The sequence below is a fragment of the Streptomyces sp. NPDC002513 genome (assembly GCF_053595355.1).
On the sequence record NZ_JBSFXK010000015.1, the window covers coordinates 91,510 to 109,592 of the forward strand.

An 18,083-nucleotide genomic window follows, 5' to 3' on the forward strand; every position below is an offset into this window, starting at 1 on the left:
GAGGGGGAGGGGGTCCGGTGGCGGACGAAGCCGCATACGGTGATGCCAGCGATCAGGACCTCCTCGCCCGCCATGTGGCGGGCGACACCGATGCCTTCGGCGAACTGGTGCGCCGCCACCGGGACCGACTCTGGGCCGTGGCATTGCGAACCTTGGGGGACCGGGAAGAGGCCGCTGATGCCGTTCAGGACGCCCTTGTATCCGCCTACCGGGCCGCCCACACCTTTCGCGGGCAGTCGGCCGTCACGACCTGGCTGCACCGGATCACGGTGAACGCCTGCCTGGACCGCGCCCGGAAGGCCGCGTCCAGGAAGACCTCGCCCGTGGATGACACGGAACGACTGGAGCAGCTCCTGGAGCCGCACGAGTCGGCTTCCGCCCCCGCCGAGCGCAACGATCTGCACCGCGAGCTGCTGGAGGCCCTGGGCACCCTTCCGGCCGACCAGCGGGCCGCCCTGGTCCTGGTGGACATGCAGGGTTACCCGGTGGCGGAGGCCGCCCGCATCCTCGATGTACCGACCGGCACGGTGAAGAGCCGCTGCGCCCGCGGCAGAGCCAGACTGCTGCCGCTGCTCACCCATCTGCGGACCGAGCGCAGCGGCGCGGACGGCAAGAAGTCGGGCGGTGGACGGAACCGGACCCAGGGGGTGTCCGTCCCACCCGCAGCGGGACCACGTGACGCAGGGTCGAGCGATTCAGCCGCTGTGAAGGGCGGAGGTGGGCGAGCGTGACATCCACGACCGGCACGGCCGGGCACCCGGCAGTCGAGGACCTCTCCGACCTCAGGGAAGGTCTCCTTCCACCGTCTCGTACCGCGGACCTGCGGCGGCATCTTGAGGACTGCCCCCTCTGCGCCGATGTGTATGACTCCCTCGAGGAGATCCGCGGTCTCCTGGGCACACTGCCGGGACCGCAGCACATGCCGGACGACGTGGCGGACCGCATCGATGCCGCGCTTGCCGCGGAGGCCTTGCTGGAAACGACCACGGCCGGCGCCACCAGGACTCCTTCCGTGGAGCCGGCTGTCACGCATGTTTCACGTGAAACATCGTCCGTGTCTCCGACCGACCGCCCTGCGGGTCACAGCCACGCGGCCACCGGACCCGGCCGTGCCCGGCGCACACGCCGCGACGGCCGCAGGGCCGTCGCGCTGGGAGCCGTCTTCACGACCGCGGCCCTTGGCCTGGGAGCCCTGCTGATGCAGACCCTCGGTCACGATGCGGGCAAGACCTCGCAGACGGCCTCAGAGCAGCACACCGACGCGGCTCACACCTACGCCGGAGGCACCCTGGAGAAGCAGGTGAACGACCTGCTCGCCGGACAGAAGACGGGCGGGGGGCGGGCCGGCAGTGGCAAGCCCTGGGGCGTCCAGTCCGAAGGTGACACGACGGGGTCCTCGGGCATGCAGCCCAACAGGACCCTCAAGGACACCACCGGCAGCGTTCCGAGCTGCGTCGAACAGGCCATCCACGCCCAGCAGCCGGTACTCGCCGCCGACAAGGGGGTGTATCAGGGAACCGTCGTCTATCTTGTCGTCACCCCCGACGTCTCCGACCGCACCAAGGTCACGGCCTATATCGTCGATGCCGCCTGTGTGAAGAAGACAGCGGTCACGCCCGGCAAGGTGCTGCTGACCCGTTCGTACGAACGCTCCTAGGATTCCCGCACCGGACGGCTCCTGCCTCGTGCCGCCTGGCATCGGTGTGCGGTGCCGGGTAGTCCGTGTGCCCGGCCACACCGGGAATGCGGGCCCCTTAGGATCCGTTGGGTGGGGTGAGAGTACTCAGAGATGCTCCCCCCGGCAGAAGCAGCAGCAGTCTCCAGAGACGAGGAATGAAGCCGTGAGCGACGTCCGTAACGTGATCATCATCGGCTCCGGGCCCGCCGGCTACACGGCGGCGCTCTACACCGCCCGTGCTTCGCTGAAGCCGCTGGTGTTCGAGGGCGCTGTGTCCGCGGGCGGTGCACTGATGACCACCACCGAGGTGGAGAACTTCCCCGGTTTCCAGGACGGCATCGTGGGTCCCGAACTCATGGACAACATGCGCGCGCAGGCCGAGCGCTTCGGTGCCGAACTGGTTCCGGACGATGTTGTCTCCGTCGACCTCGACGGTGAGATCAAGACGGTCACGGACACCGCCGGCACGGTTCACAAGGCGAAGGCCGTCATCGTCGCCACTGGCTCCCAGCACCGCAAGCTGGGCCTGCCGAACGAGGACGGCCTCTCCGGACGTGGTGTCTCCTGGTGCGCCACGTGTGACGGCTTCTTCTTCAAGGACCAGGACATCGCCGTGATCGGCGGCGGCGACACCGCGATGGAGGAGGCCACCTTCCTCTCGCGTTTCGCCAGGTCGGTCACGATCGTCCACCGCCGCGACACCCTGCGCGCTTCCAAGGCGATGCAGGAGCGCGCGTTCGCCGACCCGAAGATCAAGTTCGTCTGGGACAGCGAGGTCGCCGAGATCAAGGGCAACCCGAAGCTGGAGAGCCTGACGCTGCGCAACCTGAAGACCGGGGAGCTGTCAGAGCTGCCGGTGACTGGTCTGTTCATCGCCATCGGACATGACCCGCGCACCGAGCTGTTCAAGGGTCAGCTGGACCTCGACGAGGAGGGTTACCTGAAGGTGGACGCCCCCTCGACCCGGACCAACCTGACCGGTGTCTTCGGCGCCGGCGACGTCGTCGACCACACCTACCGTCAGGCGATCACCGCGGCCGGCACCGGCTGCTCCGCCGCCCTCGACGCCGAGCGTTTCCTCGCCGCGCTCGCAGACAGCGAGCAGCAGGCGGAACCCGAGAAGACCACCGTCTGACCCTTCCTGCCCCACCGCACCACCAAGTTAAGGAGCCCACTGTGGCCGGCACCCTGAAGAACGTGACCGACGACTCATTCGAGCAGGACGTGCTCAAGAGCGACAAGCCCGTCCTGGTGGACTTCTGGGCCGCCTGGTGCGGTCCGTGCCGCCAGATCGCCCCCTCGCTGGAGGCGATCGCCGCCGAGTACGGCGACAAGATCGAGATCGTCAAGCTCAACATCGACGAGAACCCGGGCACCGCGGCCAAGTACGGTGTCATGTCGATCCCGACCCTGAACGTCTACCAGGGCGGCGAGGTCGCCAAGACCATCGTCGGTGCCAAGCCGAAGGCAGCGATCGTTCGCGACCTCGAGGACTTCATCGCCGAGTAAGTGAGCGACGCCGCCGGTGAGCCGAAGCGGCGATGTTTCACGTGAAACACGAATGGGCCAGCCCGGAAGGGCTGGCCCATTCGCATGAGCGGCTGCCGGTCACAGCGGCCGCAGTGCCGGCTCCTTCTGCACGGCTCCCAGAAGCCGGTCCAGCGCCATCTCGACGTCCTCCTTCCAGGAGAGCGTCGAGCGCAGCTCCAGCCGCAGCCTCGGGTACGTCGGGTGCGGACGTACCGTCTTGAAGCCCACGGCCAGAAGATGGTCGGCGGGCAGGAGGCACGCCGGCTCCTTCCAGCGGGCGTCGCCGAAGACCTCGATCGCCTTGAAGCCACGCCGCAGCAGATCCTTGGCGACCGTCTGGACCATGACACGACCGAGCCCCTGGCCCTGATATCCCGGCATGATGAAGGCGGTCATCAACTGGACCGCGTCCGGTGAGACCGGGCTCGTGGGGAACGCCGTGGAACGCGGGACATAGGCGGGCGGCGCGTACAGCACAAAGCCCACCGGGACGTCGTCGACATAGACCACCCGGCCACAGGAACCCCAGTCCAGCAGAACGGCAGAGATCCACGCTTCCTTCTCCAGCCCGGAGGTTCCGGCCTTTACCGCTGCCGCACCACTGACGGGGTCCAACTCCCAGAAGACACACGCGCGACAGCGCGGGGGAAGATCCGAAAGGTTGTCCAGCGTGAGCGGTACGAGCCGACGCCCCATGAAGGCAGTTCCTCGCTTCCTTCGCCCGCAGCACCACGGGCGGCTTTCAGAGCACTCCGCTCCCTGAGCAGGCTGCCGACGAATCCGCCGACCGCTCCCAGGCTCAAGCCCGCGGTCACCAGTCCGGTACGGCTCATGGCTCGCATGACCCCCGCCTCCCCGCTGAACATACCGCCAGGTGGATGCGCCATACCCGATCGCATCGTATCCATGATGCGATTCCCTCGACACCGACAGAAAGCAAAGAGCGGGCCGTGTTCCGGTACACACCGGACACAGCCCGCCTTCTCTCCGGGGACCGATCGTCCCCAGCCGGTATCACCGGCCGGCTCAGTCCTCCGGTTCCTCCACGTCGTCGTCCACCAGGCTCCTCTGAAGGACCGGTCCCTCACCCGGCGCGAGGGAGCCCAGGATCCGCTCGAGGTCGTCCATGGACGCGAACTCGACGGTGATCTTGCCCTTCTTCTGACCGAGGTCGACCTTCACCCGGGTCTCGAAGCGATCCGAGAGGCGGGTCGCCAGGTCGCTGAGCGCGGGCGAGACACGGGCACCGGCACGCGGTCCCTTGGAGCGCGGCGTACTCTGCGGCCGGGACCCCATGAGGGTGACGATCTCCTCGACGGCCCGCACGGACAGCCCCTCGGCCACGATGCGGTGAGCCAGCCGGTCCTGCTCCTCCGAGTCCTCCACGGACAGCAGGGCTCGGGCGTGTCCGGCGGACAGCACCCCGGCAGCGACCCGGCGCTGCACGGCCGGCGACAGCTTCAGCAGCCTCAGCGTGTTGGACACCTGCGGGCGTGACCGGCCGATGCGGTCGGCGAGCTGGTCGTGGGTGCAGTTGAAGTCCTTGAGGAGCTGGTCGTAGGCGGCAGCCTCTTCCAGCGGATTCAGCTGAGCCCGGTGCAGGTTCTCAAGAAGGGCGTCGAGGAGGAGCTTCTCGTCGTCCGTGGCCCGCACGATCGCCGGGATGACTTCCAGACCAGCCTCACGGCAGGCCCGCCAGCGCCGCTCACCCATGATGAGCTCGTAGCGCGAGGGCCCCATCGGGCGCACCACGATGGGCTGGAGCAGCCCGACCTCCTTGATGGAGGTGACGAGCTCGGCGAGCGCGTCCTCGTCGAACACCTCACGGGGCTGCCGGGGGTTCGGAGTGATCGAGTCGATGGGCAGCTCGGCGAAGTGGGCACCCAGCGGAGGCGTGGCCGTCTCCATGGTGCCGGTCGTCGACGGCTTCTCGGCCTCCTGTGAAACAGACGGAAGTGTGGCCAGCTTCGCGGCCGCCACTCCTCGGTCCGTGGTCAGTACGGGCGCTGCTCCGGGCGAGACGGACGGACCGCCGCCCGCCACTGTCGGCGCCTTCTCCCCTGTCGGGGCGGCAGGGATCAGGGCTCCAAGACCACGGCCCAGCCCCCTCCGTCGCTCACTCACTGAATCCCCTCCACCATGCTCTGTTCCGTCTGGGTGCCGATGTGGGCGTGCTGAGCGTCATATCCGACGCCGACACCCTTCAGCGCGATTTCCCGTGCCGCCTCAAAATACGAGAGAGCGCCACTCGAACCTGGATCGTAAGTCAGTACCGTCTGCCCGTAGCTCGGCGCCTCCGAGATACGGACCGAGCGAGGAATGCTCGTCCTCAGCACCTCGTCACCGAAGTGGCTGCGCACCTCTTCCGCGACCTGGGACGCAAGACGCGTCCGGCCGTCGTACATGGTGAGCAGAATGGTCGAGACATGCAGGGCAGGGTTCAGATGTCCCCGCACCAGGTCGACATTGCGCAGCAGCTGCCCCAGACCCTCCAGGGCGTAGTACTCGCACTGGATCGGAATGAGGACCTCCTCCCCGGCAACCATCGCGTTGACCGTCAGCAGGCCGAGCGAAGGCGGGCAGTCGATCAGGATGTAGTCCAGCGGCTGCTCATAGGCCTGGATCGCCCGCTCCAGCCGGCTCTCCCGCGCCACAAGAGACACCAGCTCGATCTCCGCACCGGCGAGGTCGATGGTGGCGGGGGCACAGAAGAGGCCCTCCACATCGGGAACGGGCTGGACCACCTCGGCGAGTGGCTTGCTCTCGACCAACACGTCGTAGATGGATGGGACTTCGGCGTGATGGTCGATCCCCAGCGCAGTGGACGCATTGCCCTGAGGGTCGAGGTCGATCACCAGGACACGGCTACCGTGGAGCGCAAGCGACGCGGCAAGGTTGACCGTTGTCGTGGTCTTACCCACCCCGCCCTTCTGGTTGGCGACCACGATGACCCGGGTCTGCTCGGGTCGCGGCAGGCCCTCACCGGCGCGCCCCAGTGCCTCCACCGCCAGTTGGGCAGCACGACCAATGGGAGTGTCGTCCATCGGGGGCGGTGTTTCACGTGAAACATCGTCCCCCATCGACTCGGTACGGGGACCGGGGACCGGATCGGTCATCGGTCCCGCGATGTTGGCGTCGGACCGCAAGGATTCACTCTCCTCGACTTCAAGCTCGCAATGAACAGAGCCTCCCATGCCTTCGGGGTCGTGAACCAGCGAGGTCTGGTCTTCTGTGGAGAAATCCGCCTCTGTGGACAACTCCGTGGCCTGTACGGGGGACGGAGCCCCCGGGGTGGACAACCCTCCTAGGGTTCCGAGCGGTTTACGGTCGCGGGGTTCGGCCGCAGCCCGGCCCCGACTGATGATGCCGTGCAGCAGTGAGCGACGTTTCACGTGAAACACGATGCACAGCGGCCCTGGCCGGACCTCTGCGACACTCCGAGATGCGTAGGCGGGGCAGCTTGTGTGGAGTACGACGGCTGACCGAAAAGGCGCCCACGATCAGCGACGCCGCCGCGTCCGCCCTGTCCGGGCCGCCTTCGCCCGCTTCGCCGCGAAGCGCACACCGCCGGGGCTTTCCCCCACCTCGACACGCACCACGGTCGACAGAGGATCCACTATCCCCTCGCCCACATGAAGGATGGATGTCTCCACAGCGCCGAGCTTCGCCAGAGCGGTGGCGGCGCTCTTCAGCTCCTCCTCCGCGGTGTCGCCCTTCAGCGCCAGCATCTCCCCGTAAGGGCGCAGCAGGGGAATGCCCCAGGTGGCCAGACGGTCCAGCGGGGCCACGGCCCGCGCGGTGACCACATGAACCGGCTGAATCTTGCCCATGACCTCCTCGGCACGGCCGCGGACAACGGTCACATGGTCAAGCCCCAGCAGCTCGACGACCTCGCTGAGGAAGTTGGTACGCCGCAACAACGGCTCCAGCAGCGTGATCTTCAGATCCTCCCGGACGAGTGCGAGCGGAATGCCGGGCAGTCCGGCGCCGGAGCCCACATCGCACACGGTCACCCCGTCGGGCACGACCTCCGAGAGCACCGCGCAGTTCAGCAGATGCCGCTCCCACAGCCGGGGCACCTCCCTTGGGCCGATGAGACCGCGCTGCACACCTGTTTCCGCGAGCAGCTCCGCATAGCGGACCGCGTCCGCGAAGCGCTCGCCGAACACCTCGCGCGCCTGCTCCGGCGCAGGGGGAAGCGCTGCTGCCTCCGTCACGGGGACCGTCCTTCCGTACCGCACAAGCGCACTGGGCGCACACCACCAGAACTATCAGGGACTAAGAGCTCCGAGCAAAATGGGCGCCCGATCGGCTCGCGGCGTCTGGTGCGTGCGATCGCAAGGCGCCGAAAGGTCCTCGTTAGGGGTCCCCCCGCTCGAGCGGAGTCGAGAGTGGGGAGGAGCTATTTGGGCCTTTAGGCAACGCGGCTGAGGTCCCCCCTGCTCGAAGAGCTTGGGGGAGTGCGTGCCAGACGCCGCGAGCCGGGCGCCCATTTCGCTCGGAGCTCTAACGGCTGCCGAAGACACAGCCGAGGGGAACTACCAGGCTGACAAAGTTCGGCCCCGCCTGCTCAACAGACGGGGCCGGAGGAACCTACGAACCGATTCAGGCGGGCAGCACGACAACGAAGCGCTGCGGCTCCTCGCCCTCGGACTCGCTGCGCAGGCCGGCGGCCTTGACCGCGTCATGCACGACCTTGCGCTCGAAGGGCGTCATCGGCTTGAGCTTCACGGGCTCGCCGGAACTCTTGACCTCGGCCACCGCCTTGGCGCCGAGCTCCGAGAGCTCCGCGCGCTTCTTGGCGCGGTAGCCGGCGATGTCCAGCATCAGCCGGCTGCGGTCGCCGGTCTCCCGGTGCACGGCCAGGCGTGTCAGCTCCTGGAGCGCCTCCAGCACCTCGCCGTCACGACCGACCAGCTTCTGCAGGTCCCGGCCGGCCGTGTCGCTGATGATCGACACGGACGCACGGTCGGCCTCGACGTCCATGTCGATGTCGCCGTCCAGATCGGCGATGTCCAGCAGACCCTCGAGGTAGTCCGCCGCGATCTCACCCTCCTGCTCCAGGCGGGTCAGGGCGTCTGCACCCTCGGCAGCCGCGGAGGTGGTGCCTTCCGTCACGGGATGGACTCCTTCTTACTTCTTGGACGGGGACTTGGGCCGCTGCGGCCCCTTGCGCTGGCCGGACTGGGCCTTGCTGCGGGTGCCGGAGCCGGGCTGGGCCTTCTTGGCCGTGCTGTCCGGCTTGGTGTCCTGCGGCTCATCGGCGTCGGTCGGCGACGGCGACGAGGACGCTTCCTCGGAACCATCCGCCGGCTTGGCCCCGCCGGACTGACGCTGGGCCTTGGTCTGGCGCTTGGGCTGCTGGCGCTTGGGGGCCTCGGTGCTCGGCGTACCGTCCTCGGCGGTGGCGACGGCCGTGGCCTCGCTCTTCATCACGTTGCCGTCGGACTGGGCCGCGAGGCCCGCCTTGGTCAGACCGTTGACGAACTTGCGCTCGAACTCGTTGCGGTCGCGGCCCTTGGCGACGATCGCCTTGACGATGGCCTTCTCACGCCGGTTGCGGGTCTTGCCGTGGTGTGTGACGTGCTTGTACAGACGCTCCAGGTAGGCGGCCTGGGCCTTGGAACCCGGGGTCGGGTTGTTGTGGATGACGTACATCTGCTGGCCCATGGTCCACACGTTGGTGGTCAGCCAGTAGACGAGGACACCGACCGGGAAGTTGATACCGAAGACGGCGAACATCACCGGGAAGACGTACATCAGCATCTTCTGCTGCTGCATGAACGGTGTCTTCACCGTCGTGTCGACGTTCTTCGTCATCAGCTGGCGCTGCGTGTAGAACTGCGACGCCGACATCAGGACGATCATGATCGCGGTGACGACCCGGACGTCGGTCAGCGAGGCATCGAGCGCGGCGACCTTGTCGGCGCCGTCCGTGAACTTCGCGGCCAGTGGGGCGCCGACGATGTGCGCCATACGAGCGCTGGCGAGCAGCTGATTGTCGATGACGCCGATCGTCGTGCCCGTCGCGATGCCGTTGAGCACGTGGTACAGAGCGAAGAAGAACGGGGACTGCGCCAGGATGGGAAGGCACGAGGAGAGGGGGTTGGTACCCGACTCCTTGTACAGCTTCATCATCTCTTCGGACTGGCGCTGCTTGTCGTTCTTGTAACGTTCCTGGATCTTCTTCATCTCGGGCTGCAGGGTCTGCATGGCCCGAGTCGCCTTGATCTGCTTCACGAAGAGCGGGATCAGGCAAATACGGATCAGGATCACCAGAGACACGATGGACAGGCCCCAGGCCCAGCCCGTGTCGGGACCGAAGATCGTCCCGTACACCGAGTGAAACTGGACAATGACCCAGGAGACGGGTGTCGTGATGAAGCTGAAGAGGCTGGCAATCGTGTCCACTAATCATGCTCCTTGGGCATGGGACGAGGTCTCTGCGGCCGGGCTCGAGGGCAGATCCCCCTCGGTGGCCGGTTCGGCGGCGGAGGGCCCGCCCTTGCGTGCGCGCCAGGCGTCGCGCAGCATTTCGTGCCACCGCGGGCGCTTGCGCGGCGGGACATGATCCACACCACCGAGCGACCACGGATTGCACCGCAGGATGCGCCAGGCGGTCAGTGCCGTTCCCTTGATCGCACCGTGCCGGTCGATGGCCGTGTAGCCGTAGTGGGAACACGAGGGGTAGTACTTGCACACGGGCCCGAGCAGTGGACTGATCGTCCACTGATAAATCTTGATCAGGGCCAGCAGCGGGTACTTCATCGCGTGCCCCCTCCTCCCAGTAGCCGCTGAAGTGCGGTATCCAGGTCTCGGGCCAGCTGTGCAAAGTCGGCGTCACCCGCACCGGGCAGCGCTCGTATGACTACCAGGCTACCGGGGGGCAGCAGGGCCACTCGGTCGCGCATCAGATGGCGAAGCCTGCGCTTCACCTTGGTGCGTACGACCGCACCGCCCACGGCCTTGCTCACGACGAAACCCGCACGCGTCGGGGGAGCGCTCTCCCCCAGCACGTGCGGGTCCGTGGCACCGCTACGAAGGTGGACGACGAGGAGCGGGCGTCCGGCCCGGCGTCCTCGGCGTACCGCGGTCGCGAAGTCCTCGCGCCGCCTCAGCCGATGCTCGGTAGGCAGCACGTCATGACCTGTACGCGATCAGGCGGACAGACGGGCGCGACCCTTGCTGCGGCGGGACGCCAGGATGGCGCGGCCGGCACGGGTACGCATACGCAGCCGGAAGCCGTGGGTCTTCGCGCGACGACGGTTGTTCGGCTGGAAGGTGCGCTTGCTCACTCGGGGGCTCCAGTAATGACTCGGTGGGTGGCGGGGTGTCACCTGGCTGTCACCGTGCGCCCACGAGTAGCTCGCATTACGCCCGAGTGCACCGCTTCCCGATCACCGACATGTTCCCTGGTCGGAACACTGGTACGTGATCTGTGCCCATCGGAGGCAGGCGGCAGCAGCCATCGACAACTCGACCTGGTTACGGTACGCGGGGCCGCGCCGTCCGGTCAAACCAGCGACCCATGAGGGACACTTGTCCACAGGCTGGGGACAACAACTTGAACCACGCCGGTCGCCCTGACTACCGTGACTGGACTCCGACTCGTTCCCTTGTCCCCGGCCCAGTCCCGTCCCGGGCCCGACCGCCCGATCTACATCCCGAACCTCCCGCGACGACACCCGCGCGGGACCTGTGAGAGAGCGTGCCCTGTGGCTGACGTACCTGCCGATCTTGCCGCAGTGTGGCCACGCGTACTCGAACAGCTCCTAGGTGAGGGGCGCGGGCCGGGCGTCGAGGCGAAGGACGAGCACTGGATCCGCCGCTGCCAGCCGCTGGCGCTGGTCGCCGACACCGCCCTGCTCGCGGTGCCGAACGAGTTCGCGAAGGGCGTCCTCGAAGGCCGGCTGGCGCCGATCGTCAGCGACACCCTCAGCCGCGAGTGCGGCCGCCCCATCCGCATCGCGATCACCGTCGACGACTCCGCGGGCGAGCCCCCGCCACCCACGCCGCCCGCCCAGCCACGCTACGAGGAACCCGAGCTCCCCGGCCGCGACCCTTACGACGGCCAAGGCGGCTACGAGGGATACAAGGGCTACGGCCGCCACCGCGCGGACGACCACCGGTCAGGCCGACCCGACCAACTGTCCACGGACCCCACGGACCACCTCCCACCCGCCCGCGCCGACCACCTCCCACCCGCCCGCGCCGACCACCTCCCACCCGCCCGCCCTGCGTATCCGGGTGAGTACCAGCGCCCCGAGCCCGGTGCCTGGCCGCGCTCGTCGCAGGACGACTACGGCTGGCAGCAGCAGCGGCTCGGCTTCCCCGAGCGCGACCCGTACGCGACACCGGCGCCCGACTACCGCACGCAGTCACTGGAGCGCTCGCCGTACGAGCAGCAGCGCCCGGACTACGACGGCGCGCGCACCGACTTCGACCAGCAGCGCCCCGACCGGCGCGAGCTGCCGGAGCCGCCCTCCGGCAGCGGCCATATGCACCGGGGCGGTCCGGCCGGCCCCGGACTGCCCGCCACTGGTTCGCCCGGTCCGCTGGCCGCACAACCCGCGCCGACCAGCGGACCGGGCGAGCCCACCGCGCGGCTGAACCCGAAGTACCTCTTCGACACGTTCGTCATCGGCGCCTCGAACCGCTTCGCGCACGCGGCCGCGGTCGCCGTCGCCGAAGCACCGGCGAAGGCGTACAACCCCCTCTTCATCTACGGCGAGTCGGGGCTCGGCAAGACACACCTGCTGCACGCCATCGGTCACTACGCGCGCAGCCTCTACCCGGGCACCCGCGTGCGGTACGTGAGCTCCGAGGAATTCACCAACGAGTTCATCAACTCGATCCGCGACGGCAAGGCGGACGCGTTCCGCAAGCGCTACCGCGACATGGACATCCTGCTCGTCGACGACATCCAGTTCCTGGCGCAGAAAGAGTCGACACAGGAGGAGTTCTTCCACACCTTCAACACACTCCACAACGCCAACAAGCAGATCGTGCTGTCCTCCGACCGGCCGCCCAAGCAACTGGTCACCCTGGAGGACCGGCTGCGCAACCGCTTCGAGTGGGGTCTGATCACCGACGTCCAGCCGCCCGAGCTGGAAACACGCATCGCGATCCTCCGCAAGAAGGCGGTGCAGGAGCAGCTCAACGCGCCGCCGGAGGTGCTGGAGTTCATCGCCTCCCGCATCTCGCGGAACATCCGGGAACTGGAGGGCGCGCTGATCCGGGTGACGGCGTTCGCGTCGCTCAACCGGCAGCCCGTGGACCTCGGTCTGACGGAGATCGTCCTGAAGGACCTGATCCCCGGCGGCGAGGACGCGGCCCCCGAGATCACCGCGCCGGCCATCATGGCCGCCACCGCCGACTACTTCGGCCTGACGGTGGAGGACCTGTGCGGCACCTCACGCGGCCGCGCCCTGGTGACCGCCCGGCAGATCGCGATGTACCTGTGCCGTGAGCTGACGGACCTGTCGCTGCCGAAGATCGGCGCCCAGTTCGGCGGCCGCGACCACACGACCGTGATGCACGCCGACCGCAAGATCCGCGCGCTGATGGCCGAGCGGCGCTCCATCTACAACCAGGTCACCGAGCTGACGAACCGCATCAAGAACGGCTGACGGCCCCCCACACGCACCACGGCGGAGGGTGCCCCCGGGAATCTTCCCCAGGGGCACCCTCCGCCGTTCCCGGCCGCCGCGGAGAAACCCCGTCAATGCCTCCAGCCGCCACAGCGGAGCCCGGCCGCACGCTTCCGGCCGCCTCGTCGTCCCCGTCTTCATCCCCGTCTTCCTGCCGCGCCCCGGGGCGCCGCGAGCCGCCCCCCGCGTCCGCTCCGAGGCGCTCGTCCCGACACCCGCCGAGGACCCACCGAGGCGCCGCTCGCCGTCCCCAGCACTGTGGAGCGAGTGCTCTTCGCACCTTCGGGGGCGGCGCGCCGGCAACCTGCTGTTCGAATACTCGCCGGGTTACGGCCACTCTCCACAGATCCGGCGGCTTTCTTCCGTCCACATGCTGGGGACTGCGGAGTTGTCCAGACCGCATCCACAGGCTGAGCAGTCGGAAGATCATCCATCCAGGTCAGCGGCTTGTGGATCGGTGGACGAACGATCTCCACAGGCTGTGGACGAAACGAAGATCCACAGGCTGTGCACGGAGTTGTCCACCGACGACCCACAGGCTGCGGCCTGTTGTCCCCAGTGTTCCCCTGCTTCTCCACATGACTGTCCACTGTTCGGCAACGCGACGCGGCTTCTCACCGGACGGAGTGAAAGGCGTCACATCAAGGTGCCGGGTTGGGCTGTGGGAAAGGTGGGTAAAGCTGGGGACGGCACTGGGGAGAAGTGCCCCTCGGCTGTGCACGGGGTGTGCAGAACTTTCCGTTCTCCACAGAGACCCCTGGTTGTCCACCGCCGCCGCCCACAGGCCCCGTGGACAAAATCTCTGCTTTGAGCTGGGCAAACGCGGTTATCCACGGTTTCCACAGGCCCTACTACTACCCCTACTCAGAGAGAGCGGGGAATTCGTCTGGAAGCGGGTCCTGTGCACAACTCGCTCTCCGGCTCCCGACCGCCCCTCGTCACGACTTGACCCCGAGCGGCACCGACTGTCAGCGGTGTGCGTCAGACTGGTCCCCGGTGTCCTTCCCGTCACAGGGGTTCTCGACACCGAGTCAGACGACGAAGGCCGAGCAGGGCGAGAACGCCGGCAACAGCAGGAGGCGGCTTACGGTGAAGATCCGGGTGGAACGCGACGTACTCGCGGAGGCAGTGGCCTGGGCGGCACGCAGCCTCCCGGCCCGTCCGCCGGCGCCTGTCCTCGCCGGCCTGCTGCTGAAGGCCGAGGACGGTCAGCTGAGCCTCTCCAGCTTCGACTACGAGGTCTCCGCGCGAGTGTCGGTGGAGGCCGAGGTCGAGGAGGAGGGCACGGTCCTCGTGTCCGGCCGTCTCCTCGCCGACATCTCCCGCGCCCTGCCCAACCGCCCGGTGGAGATCTCCACAGACGGTGTACGGGCGACGGTGGTGTGCGGCACCTCCCGGTTCACCCTCCACACCCTCCCGGTGGAGGAGTACCCGGCACTGCCCCAGATGCCGAACGCGACGGGCACGGTCCCGGGCGAGGTCTTCGCCTCCGCCGTGCAGCAGGTCGCCATCGCCGCCGGCCGCGACGACACGCTGCCCGTCCTCACAGGTGTCCGCATCGAGATCGAGGGCGACACGGTCACGCTGGCCTCCACCGACCGCTACCGCTTCGCGGTCCGCGAGTTCCTGTGGAAGCCGGAGAACCCGGAAGCGTCCGCGGTCGCCCTGGTGCCCGCCAAGACCCTTCTGGACACCGCCAAGGCGCTGACCAGTGGCGACTCTGTGATTCTGGCGCTGTCCGGATCGGGTGCGGGCGAAGGCCTGATCGGTTTCGAGGGCGCCGGCCGGCGCACCACGACCCGCCTGCTGGAGGGCGACCTCCCGAAGTACCGCACGCTGTTCCCGACGGAGTTCAACTCGGTCGCCACCATCGAGACCGCCCCCTTCGTGGAGGCCGTCAAGCGTGTCGCCCTGGTCGCCGAGCGCAACACCCCGGTGCGGCTCAGCTTCGAGCAGGGCGTGCTGATCCTGGAGGCCGGCTCCAGCGACGACGCACAGGCTGTGGAAAGGGTCGACGCCCAGCTGGAGGGTGACGACATCTCGATCGCCTTCAACCCGACCTTCCTGCTGGACGGTCTGAGCGCCATCGACTCCCCGGTGGCCCGGCTGTCCTTCACGACGTCCACGAAGCCCGCACTGCTGGGCGGCAAGCCGGCTGTGGACGCGGAGGCGGACGAGGCGTACAAGTACCTGATCATGCCGGTGCGACTCAGCGGCTGACAGCGGTCCACCGGGTGCCCACGCCCGGTGGATCACCGGGCTCATCGGGCGAAGCCGCAGGTGAGAGGGGTTACGCATGAGCGCGTAGGCCCACAGGTGTGCATGAGCGTCCGGGTTTAGGCTCGGACGCGGGTACGAAAGTGCCCCCATGCCACTCGCAACCTAAGGAACAACTGATGGAGCTCGGTCTCGTCGGCCTCGGCAAGATGGGCGGCAACATGCGCGAGCGGATCCGCCGCGCAGGCCACACCGTCATCGGATACGACCGCAACCCGGACCTCGCCGATGTCCACAGTCTTCAAGAGCTTGTGGACAAGCTGCAGGGCCCGCGGGTGGTGTGGGTGATGGTTCCGGCCGGTGGCCCGACCCAGTCCACGATCGACGAGCTGGTCGAGCTGCTGGAGCCCGGCGACGTCGTCGTGGACGGCGGGAACTCCCGCTGGACGGACGACGAGAAGCACGCCGGGGAACTCGCGGCCAAGGGCGTCGGCTTCGTCGACTGCGGTGTCTCCGGCGGCGTCTGGGGCCTGGAGAACGGCTACGCGCTGATGTACGGCGGCGACGCCGAGAACGTCGCCAAGGTGCAGCCGATATTCGACGCCCTCAAGCCCGAGGGCGCCTTCGGCTCGGTGCACGCGGGCAAGGTCGGCGCGGGCCACTTCGCGAAGATGGTCCACAACGGCATCGAGTACGCGATGATGCAGGCCTACGCCGAGGGCTGGGAACTGCTGGAGAAGGTCGACTCCGTGGAGAACGTCCGCGAGGTCTTCCGCTCCTGGCAGGAGGGCACGGTCATCCGCTCCTGGCTGCTGGACCTCGCGGTCAACGCCCTCGACGAGGACGAGCACCTGGACAGGCTGCGCGGCTGGGCGGCCGACTCGGGCGAGGGCCGCTGGACCGTGGAGGCGGCCATCGACAACGCGGTGCCGCTGCCGGCGATCACGGCGTCGCTGTTCGCGCGGTTCGGCTCGCGGCAGGACGACTCGCCGCAGATGAAGATGATCGCGGCGCTGCGCAACCAGTTCGGTGGCCACGCGGTCGAGAAGAAGTAGTGGGGGAGGTCGGCGAACGACCATGCACGTCACGCATCTGTCGCTGGCCGACTTCCGCTCGTACGCCCGGGTCGAGGTCCCGCTCGACCCGGGCGTCACCGCCTTCGTCGGCCCCAACGGCCAGGGCAAGACGAACCTCGTGGAGGCGGTCGGCTACCTCGCCACCCTCAGCAGCCACCGCGTCTCCTCCGACGCGCCCCTGGTCCGGATGGGCGCCGAGCGCGCGATCATCCGGGCGCAGGTCCGGCAGGGCGAACGGCAGCAACTGGTCGAGCTGGAGCTGAACCCCGGCAAGGCCAACCGCGCCCGCGTCAACCGGTCCTCCCAGGGCAGACCGCGTGATGTGCTCGGCATCGTCCGCAGCGTCCTGTTCGCGCCCGAGGACCTCGCGCTGGTCAAGGGCGACCCCGGCGAGCGGCGCCGCTTCCTCGACGAGCTGATCACCGCGCGGTCCCCGCGGATGGCGGGCGTCCGCTCCGACTACGACCGGGTCCTCAAGCAGCGCAACACCCTCCTCAAGACGGCCGCGCTGGCCCGCCGCCACGGCGGACGCTCCATGGACTTGTCGACCCTCGACGTCTGGGACCAGCACCTCGCGCGCGCGGGCGCGGAGCTGCTCGGCCGGCGCCTCGAGCTGATCGCGGCGCTCCAGCCGCTCGCCGACAAGGCGTACGAGCAACTGGCACCCGGCGGCGGCCCCCTCGCCCTGGAGTACAGGCCGTCCGCTCCCGGTGAGGCCCACACCCGCGAGGCCCTCTACGAGCAGCTGATGTCCGCGCTCGCCGAGGCCCGCAAGCAGGAGATCGAGCGCGGCGTCACCCTGGTGGGACCCCACCGCGACGATCTGCTCCTCAAACTCGGTCAGCTGCCCGCCAAGGGATACGCCTCCCACGGCGAGTCCTGGTCCTACGCGCTGGCGCTGCGCCTGGCGTCGTACGACCTCCTCCGGGCGGAAGGCAACGAGCCGGTGCTCGTCCTCGACGACGTCTTCGCCGAGCTGGACACCCGCCGCCGCGAGCGCCTCGCCGAACTGGTGGCGCCCGGCGAGCAGGTCCTGGTGACCGCCGCGGTCGACGACGACGTACCGCACGTACTGGCGGGGGCGCGGTTCGCCGTGTCCGACGGCACCGTGGAGCGCGCATGAGCACCGGCGAACCGGCACCGAAGAAGACCCCTGAGCTGTCGGGCGTGGACCTCGCGCGCGTGGCGCTCCGGGCGGCCAAGGAACAGGCACGCGCGCGGGGGGACGCCGCACAGCAGAAGAAGCAGGCGCGGCGCGGCGGTCTGCGCTCCGGCGCGCGCGCCGATCGCCGCGACCCCATGGCGCTCGGGGCGGCCATCAACCGGCTGATCACCGAGCGCGGCTGGGAGACCCCGGCCGCCGTGGGCGGTGTGATGGGCCGCTGGCCGCAGATCGTCGGCGAGGACCTCGCCAAGCACTGCGTCCCGCAGAGGTACGACGAGGACGAACGCGTGCTGACCGTGGGGTGCGATTCCACGGCATGGGCCACACAGCTGCGGCTGCTGGCCCCGCAGCTGGTCGCGCGCCTGAACGAGGATCTGGGGCACGGCACGGTCCGGTTGATCAAGGTCCATGGCCCCGGCGGCCCCGCCCGCCGCTTCGGCCCTCTGCGTGCCCCGGGGAGCATGGGCCCCGGTGACACCTACGGGTGACCTCCATCACGTCGGGCCGTCGGACGCATGCGCCGGCGGCCCCTGCGCCGTACCCGCGCGCGGTTGCGAACATCCACCGGACTCCGGCGTTGCCAAGGGTTGACAGCCGGAAGCGCTGAGTGCCTCGTAGAGCCTCTTGGAGCCCCGTTCCGCATATGGGGAGTCGGACGAGACCGGTTGAGGGCGGCACATGCGGATCCAGGTACCGGCAAACCCCCATCACTGTCAGCGCTACCGGTAGACTGGGAGACAATCCCGCCCCGATCGTGGGGACCGTCC

Annotated in this window: 18 protein-coding genes; 9 read left to right on the plus strand and 9 right to left on the minus strand. The window is 68.5% G+C overall.

Going from position 1 to position 18,083, the window contains the following annotated elements:
- Window positions 1-17: 17 nt before the first annotated feature.
- From sigM to trxA, 4 genes are all read left to right on the plus strand, one after another.
- A complete protein-coding gene (gene sigM, locus ACWD5Q_RS13545; protein ID WP_451427138.1) occupies window positions 18-731 on the plus strand; it encodes an RNA polymerase sigma factor SigM in 714 nt (237 codons plus the stop codon).
- Window positions 732-1,054: 323 nt separating this feature from the next.
- Complete coding sequence (locus ACWD5Q_RS13550) at window positions 1,055-1,657, plus strand: hypothetical protein (RefSeq protein WP_451427139.1); 603 nt, start codon at window positions 1,055-1,057, stop codon at window positions 1,655-1,657.
- A 184-nt stretch (window positions 1,658-1,841) separates the two neighbouring features.
- On the plus strand, window positions 1,842-2,813 hold the full coding sequence (trxB, locus tag ACWD5Q_RS13555; protein ID WP_451427140.1) for a thioredoxin-disulfide reductase: 972 nt from the start codon (window positions 1,842-1,844) through the stop codon (window positions 2,811-2,813).
- A gap of 41 nt (window positions 2,814-2,854) precedes the next feature.
- Entirely contained in the window at window positions 2,855-3,187 is a 333-nt protein-coding gene (gene trxA, locus ACWD5Q_RS13560) for a thioredoxin (RefSeq protein WP_007383275.1), read from the plus strand.
- Between the two features lie 99 nt (window positions 3,188-3,286).
- On the opposite strand, the gene ACWD5Q_RS13565 is transcribed toward trxA, so the two are convergent.
- From ACWD5Q_RS13565 to rpmH, 9 genes are all read right to left on the minus strand, one after another.
- The gene (locus ACWD5Q_RS13565) at window positions 3,287-3,904 is read right to left on the minus strand and encodes a GNAT family N-acetyltransferase (RefSeq protein WP_451427141.1); all 618 of its coding nucleotides are present in this window, start codon (window positions 3,902-3,904) and stop codon (window positions 3,287-3,289) included.
- Between the two features lie 330 nt (window positions 3,905-4,234).
- The gene (locus ACWD5Q_RS13570) at window positions 4,235-5,332 is read right to left on the minus strand and encodes a ParB/RepB/Spo0J family partition protein (protein ID WP_451427142.1); all 1,098 of its coding nucleotides are present in this window, start codon (window positions 5,330-5,332) and stop codon (window positions 4,235-4,237) included.
- The gene (locus tag ACWD5Q_RS13575) at window positions 5,329-6,402 is read right to left on the minus strand and encodes a ParA family protein (RefSeq protein WP_451427161.1); all 1,074 of its coding nucleotides are present in this window, start codon (window positions 6,400-6,402) and stop codon (window positions 5,329-5,331) included. The genes ACWD5Q_RS13570 and ACWD5Q_RS13575 overlap by 4 nt, the downstream gene beginning before the upstream one ends.
- 306 nt (window positions 6,403-6,708) lie before the next feature.
- The gene (rsmG, locus tag ACWD5Q_RS13580) at window positions 6,709-7,425 is read right to left on the minus strand and encodes a 16S rRNA (guanine(527)-N(7))-methyltransferase RsmG (RefSeq protein WP_451427143.1); all 717 of its coding nucleotides are present in this window, start codon (window positions 7,423-7,425) and stop codon (window positions 6,709-6,711) included.
- Between the two features lie 388 nt (window positions 7,426-7,813).
- Window positions 7,814-8,326, minus strand: a complete 513-nt coding sequence (locus ACWD5Q_RS13585; RefSeq protein WP_451427144.1) for a Jag family protein — start codon at window positions 8,324-8,326, stop codon at window positions 7,814-7,816.
- A gap of 15 nt (window positions 8,327-8,341) precedes the next feature.
- The gene (yidC, locus tag ACWD5Q_RS13590) at window positions 8,342-9,619 is read right to left on the minus strand and encodes a membrane protein insertase YidC (protein ID WP_451427145.1); all 1,278 of its coding nucleotides are present in this window, start codon (window positions 9,617-9,619) and stop codon (window positions 8,342-8,344) included.
- A 3-nt stretch (window positions 9,620-9,622) separates the two neighbouring features.
- Window positions 9,623-9,976, minus strand: coding sequence for a membrane protein insertion efficiency factor YidD (yidD, locus tag ACWD5Q_RS13595; RefSeq protein WP_451427146.1), 354 nt, complete (start codon window positions 9,974-9,976; stop codon window positions 9,623-9,625).
- Window positions 9,973-10,347 (minus strand): ribonuclease P protein component, encoded by a 375-nt coding sequence (rnpA, locus tag ACWD5Q_RS13600; RefSeq protein ID WP_451427147.1) that lies wholly within the window; start codon window positions 10,345-10,347, stop codon window positions 9,973-9,975. Before rnpA ends, yidD begins: the two co-directional genes overlap by 4 nt.
- Before the next feature lie 18 nt (window positions 10,348-10,365).
- Window positions 10,366-10,503, minus strand: a complete 138-nt coding sequence (gene rpmH / locus ACWD5Q_RS13605; RefSeq protein WP_003956500.1) for a 50S ribosomal protein L34 — start codon at window positions 10,501-10,503, stop codon at window positions 10,366-10,368.
- 420 nt (window positions 10,504-10,923) lie between these two features.
- On the opposite strand from rpmH, the gene dnaA reads away from it, so the two are divergent.
- From dnaA to ACWD5Q_RS13630, 5 genes are all read left to right on the plus strand, one after another.
- Window positions 10,924-12,837, plus strand: coding sequence for a chromosomal replication initiator protein DnaA (dnaA, locus tag ACWD5Q_RS13610; RefSeq protein ID WP_451427148.1), 1,914 nt, complete (start codon window positions 10,924-10,926; stop codon window positions 12,835-12,837).
- Window positions 12,838-13,947: 1,110 nt separating this feature from the next.
- The gene (gene dnaN / locus ACWD5Q_RS13615) at window positions 13,948-15,078 is read left to right on the plus strand and encodes a DNA polymerase III subunit beta (protein ID WP_451427162.1); all 1,131 of its coding nucleotides are present in this window, start codon (window positions 13,948-13,950) and stop codon (window positions 15,076-15,078) included.
- Between the two features lie 176 nt (window positions 15,079-15,254).
- Window positions 15,255-16,130, plus strand: coding sequence for a phosphogluconate dehydrogenase (NAD(+)-dependent, decarboxylating) (gene gnd, locus ACWD5Q_RS13620; RefSeq protein WP_451427149.1), 876 nt, complete (start codon window positions 15,255-15,257; stop codon window positions 16,128-16,130).
- Window positions 16,131-16,152: 22 nt separating this feature from the next.
- Window positions 16,153-17,274 (plus strand): DNA replication/repair protein RecF, encoded by a 1,122-nt coding sequence (recF, locus tag ACWD5Q_RS13625; protein WP_451427150.1) that lies wholly within the window; start codon window positions 16,153-16,155, stop codon window positions 17,272-17,274.
- A complete protein-coding gene (locus ACWD5Q_RS13630) occupies window positions 17,271-17,804 on the plus strand; it encodes a DUF721 domain-containing protein (RefSeq protein WP_451427151.1) in 534 nt (177 codons plus the stop codon). Before recF ends, ACWD5Q_RS13630 begins: the two co-directional genes overlap by 4 nt.
- Window positions 17,805-18,083 lie beyond the last annotated feature (279 nt).

Excerpts from the sequence above, each read along its gene's own strand:
- ACWD5Q_RS13565 (WP_451427141.1), bottom strand. The coding sequence starts at position 3,904 with ATGGGGCGTCGGCTCGTACCGCTCACGCTGGACAACCTTTCGGATCTT.
- ACWD5Q_RS13630 (WP_451427151.1), top strand. The coding sequence starts at position 17,271 with ATGAGCACCGGCGAACCGGCACCGAAGAAGACCCCTGAGCTGTCGGGC.
- gnd (WP_451427149.1), top strand. The coding sequence starts at position 15,255 with ATGGAGCTCGGTCTCGTCGGCCTCGGCAAGATGGGCGGCAACATGCGC.
- recF (WP_451427150.1), top strand. The coding sequence starts at position 16,153 with ATGCACGTCACGCATCTGTCGCTGGCCGACTTCCGCTCGTACGCCCGG.
- ACWD5Q_RS13575 (WP_451427161.1), bottom strand. The coding sequence starts at position 6,402 with ATGGGAGGCTCTGTTCATTGCGAGCTTGAAGTCGAGGAGAGTGAATCC.
- yidD (WP_451427146.1), bottom strand. The coding sequence starts at position 9,976 with ATGAAGTACCCGCTGCTGGCCCTGATCAAGATTTATCAGTGGACGATC.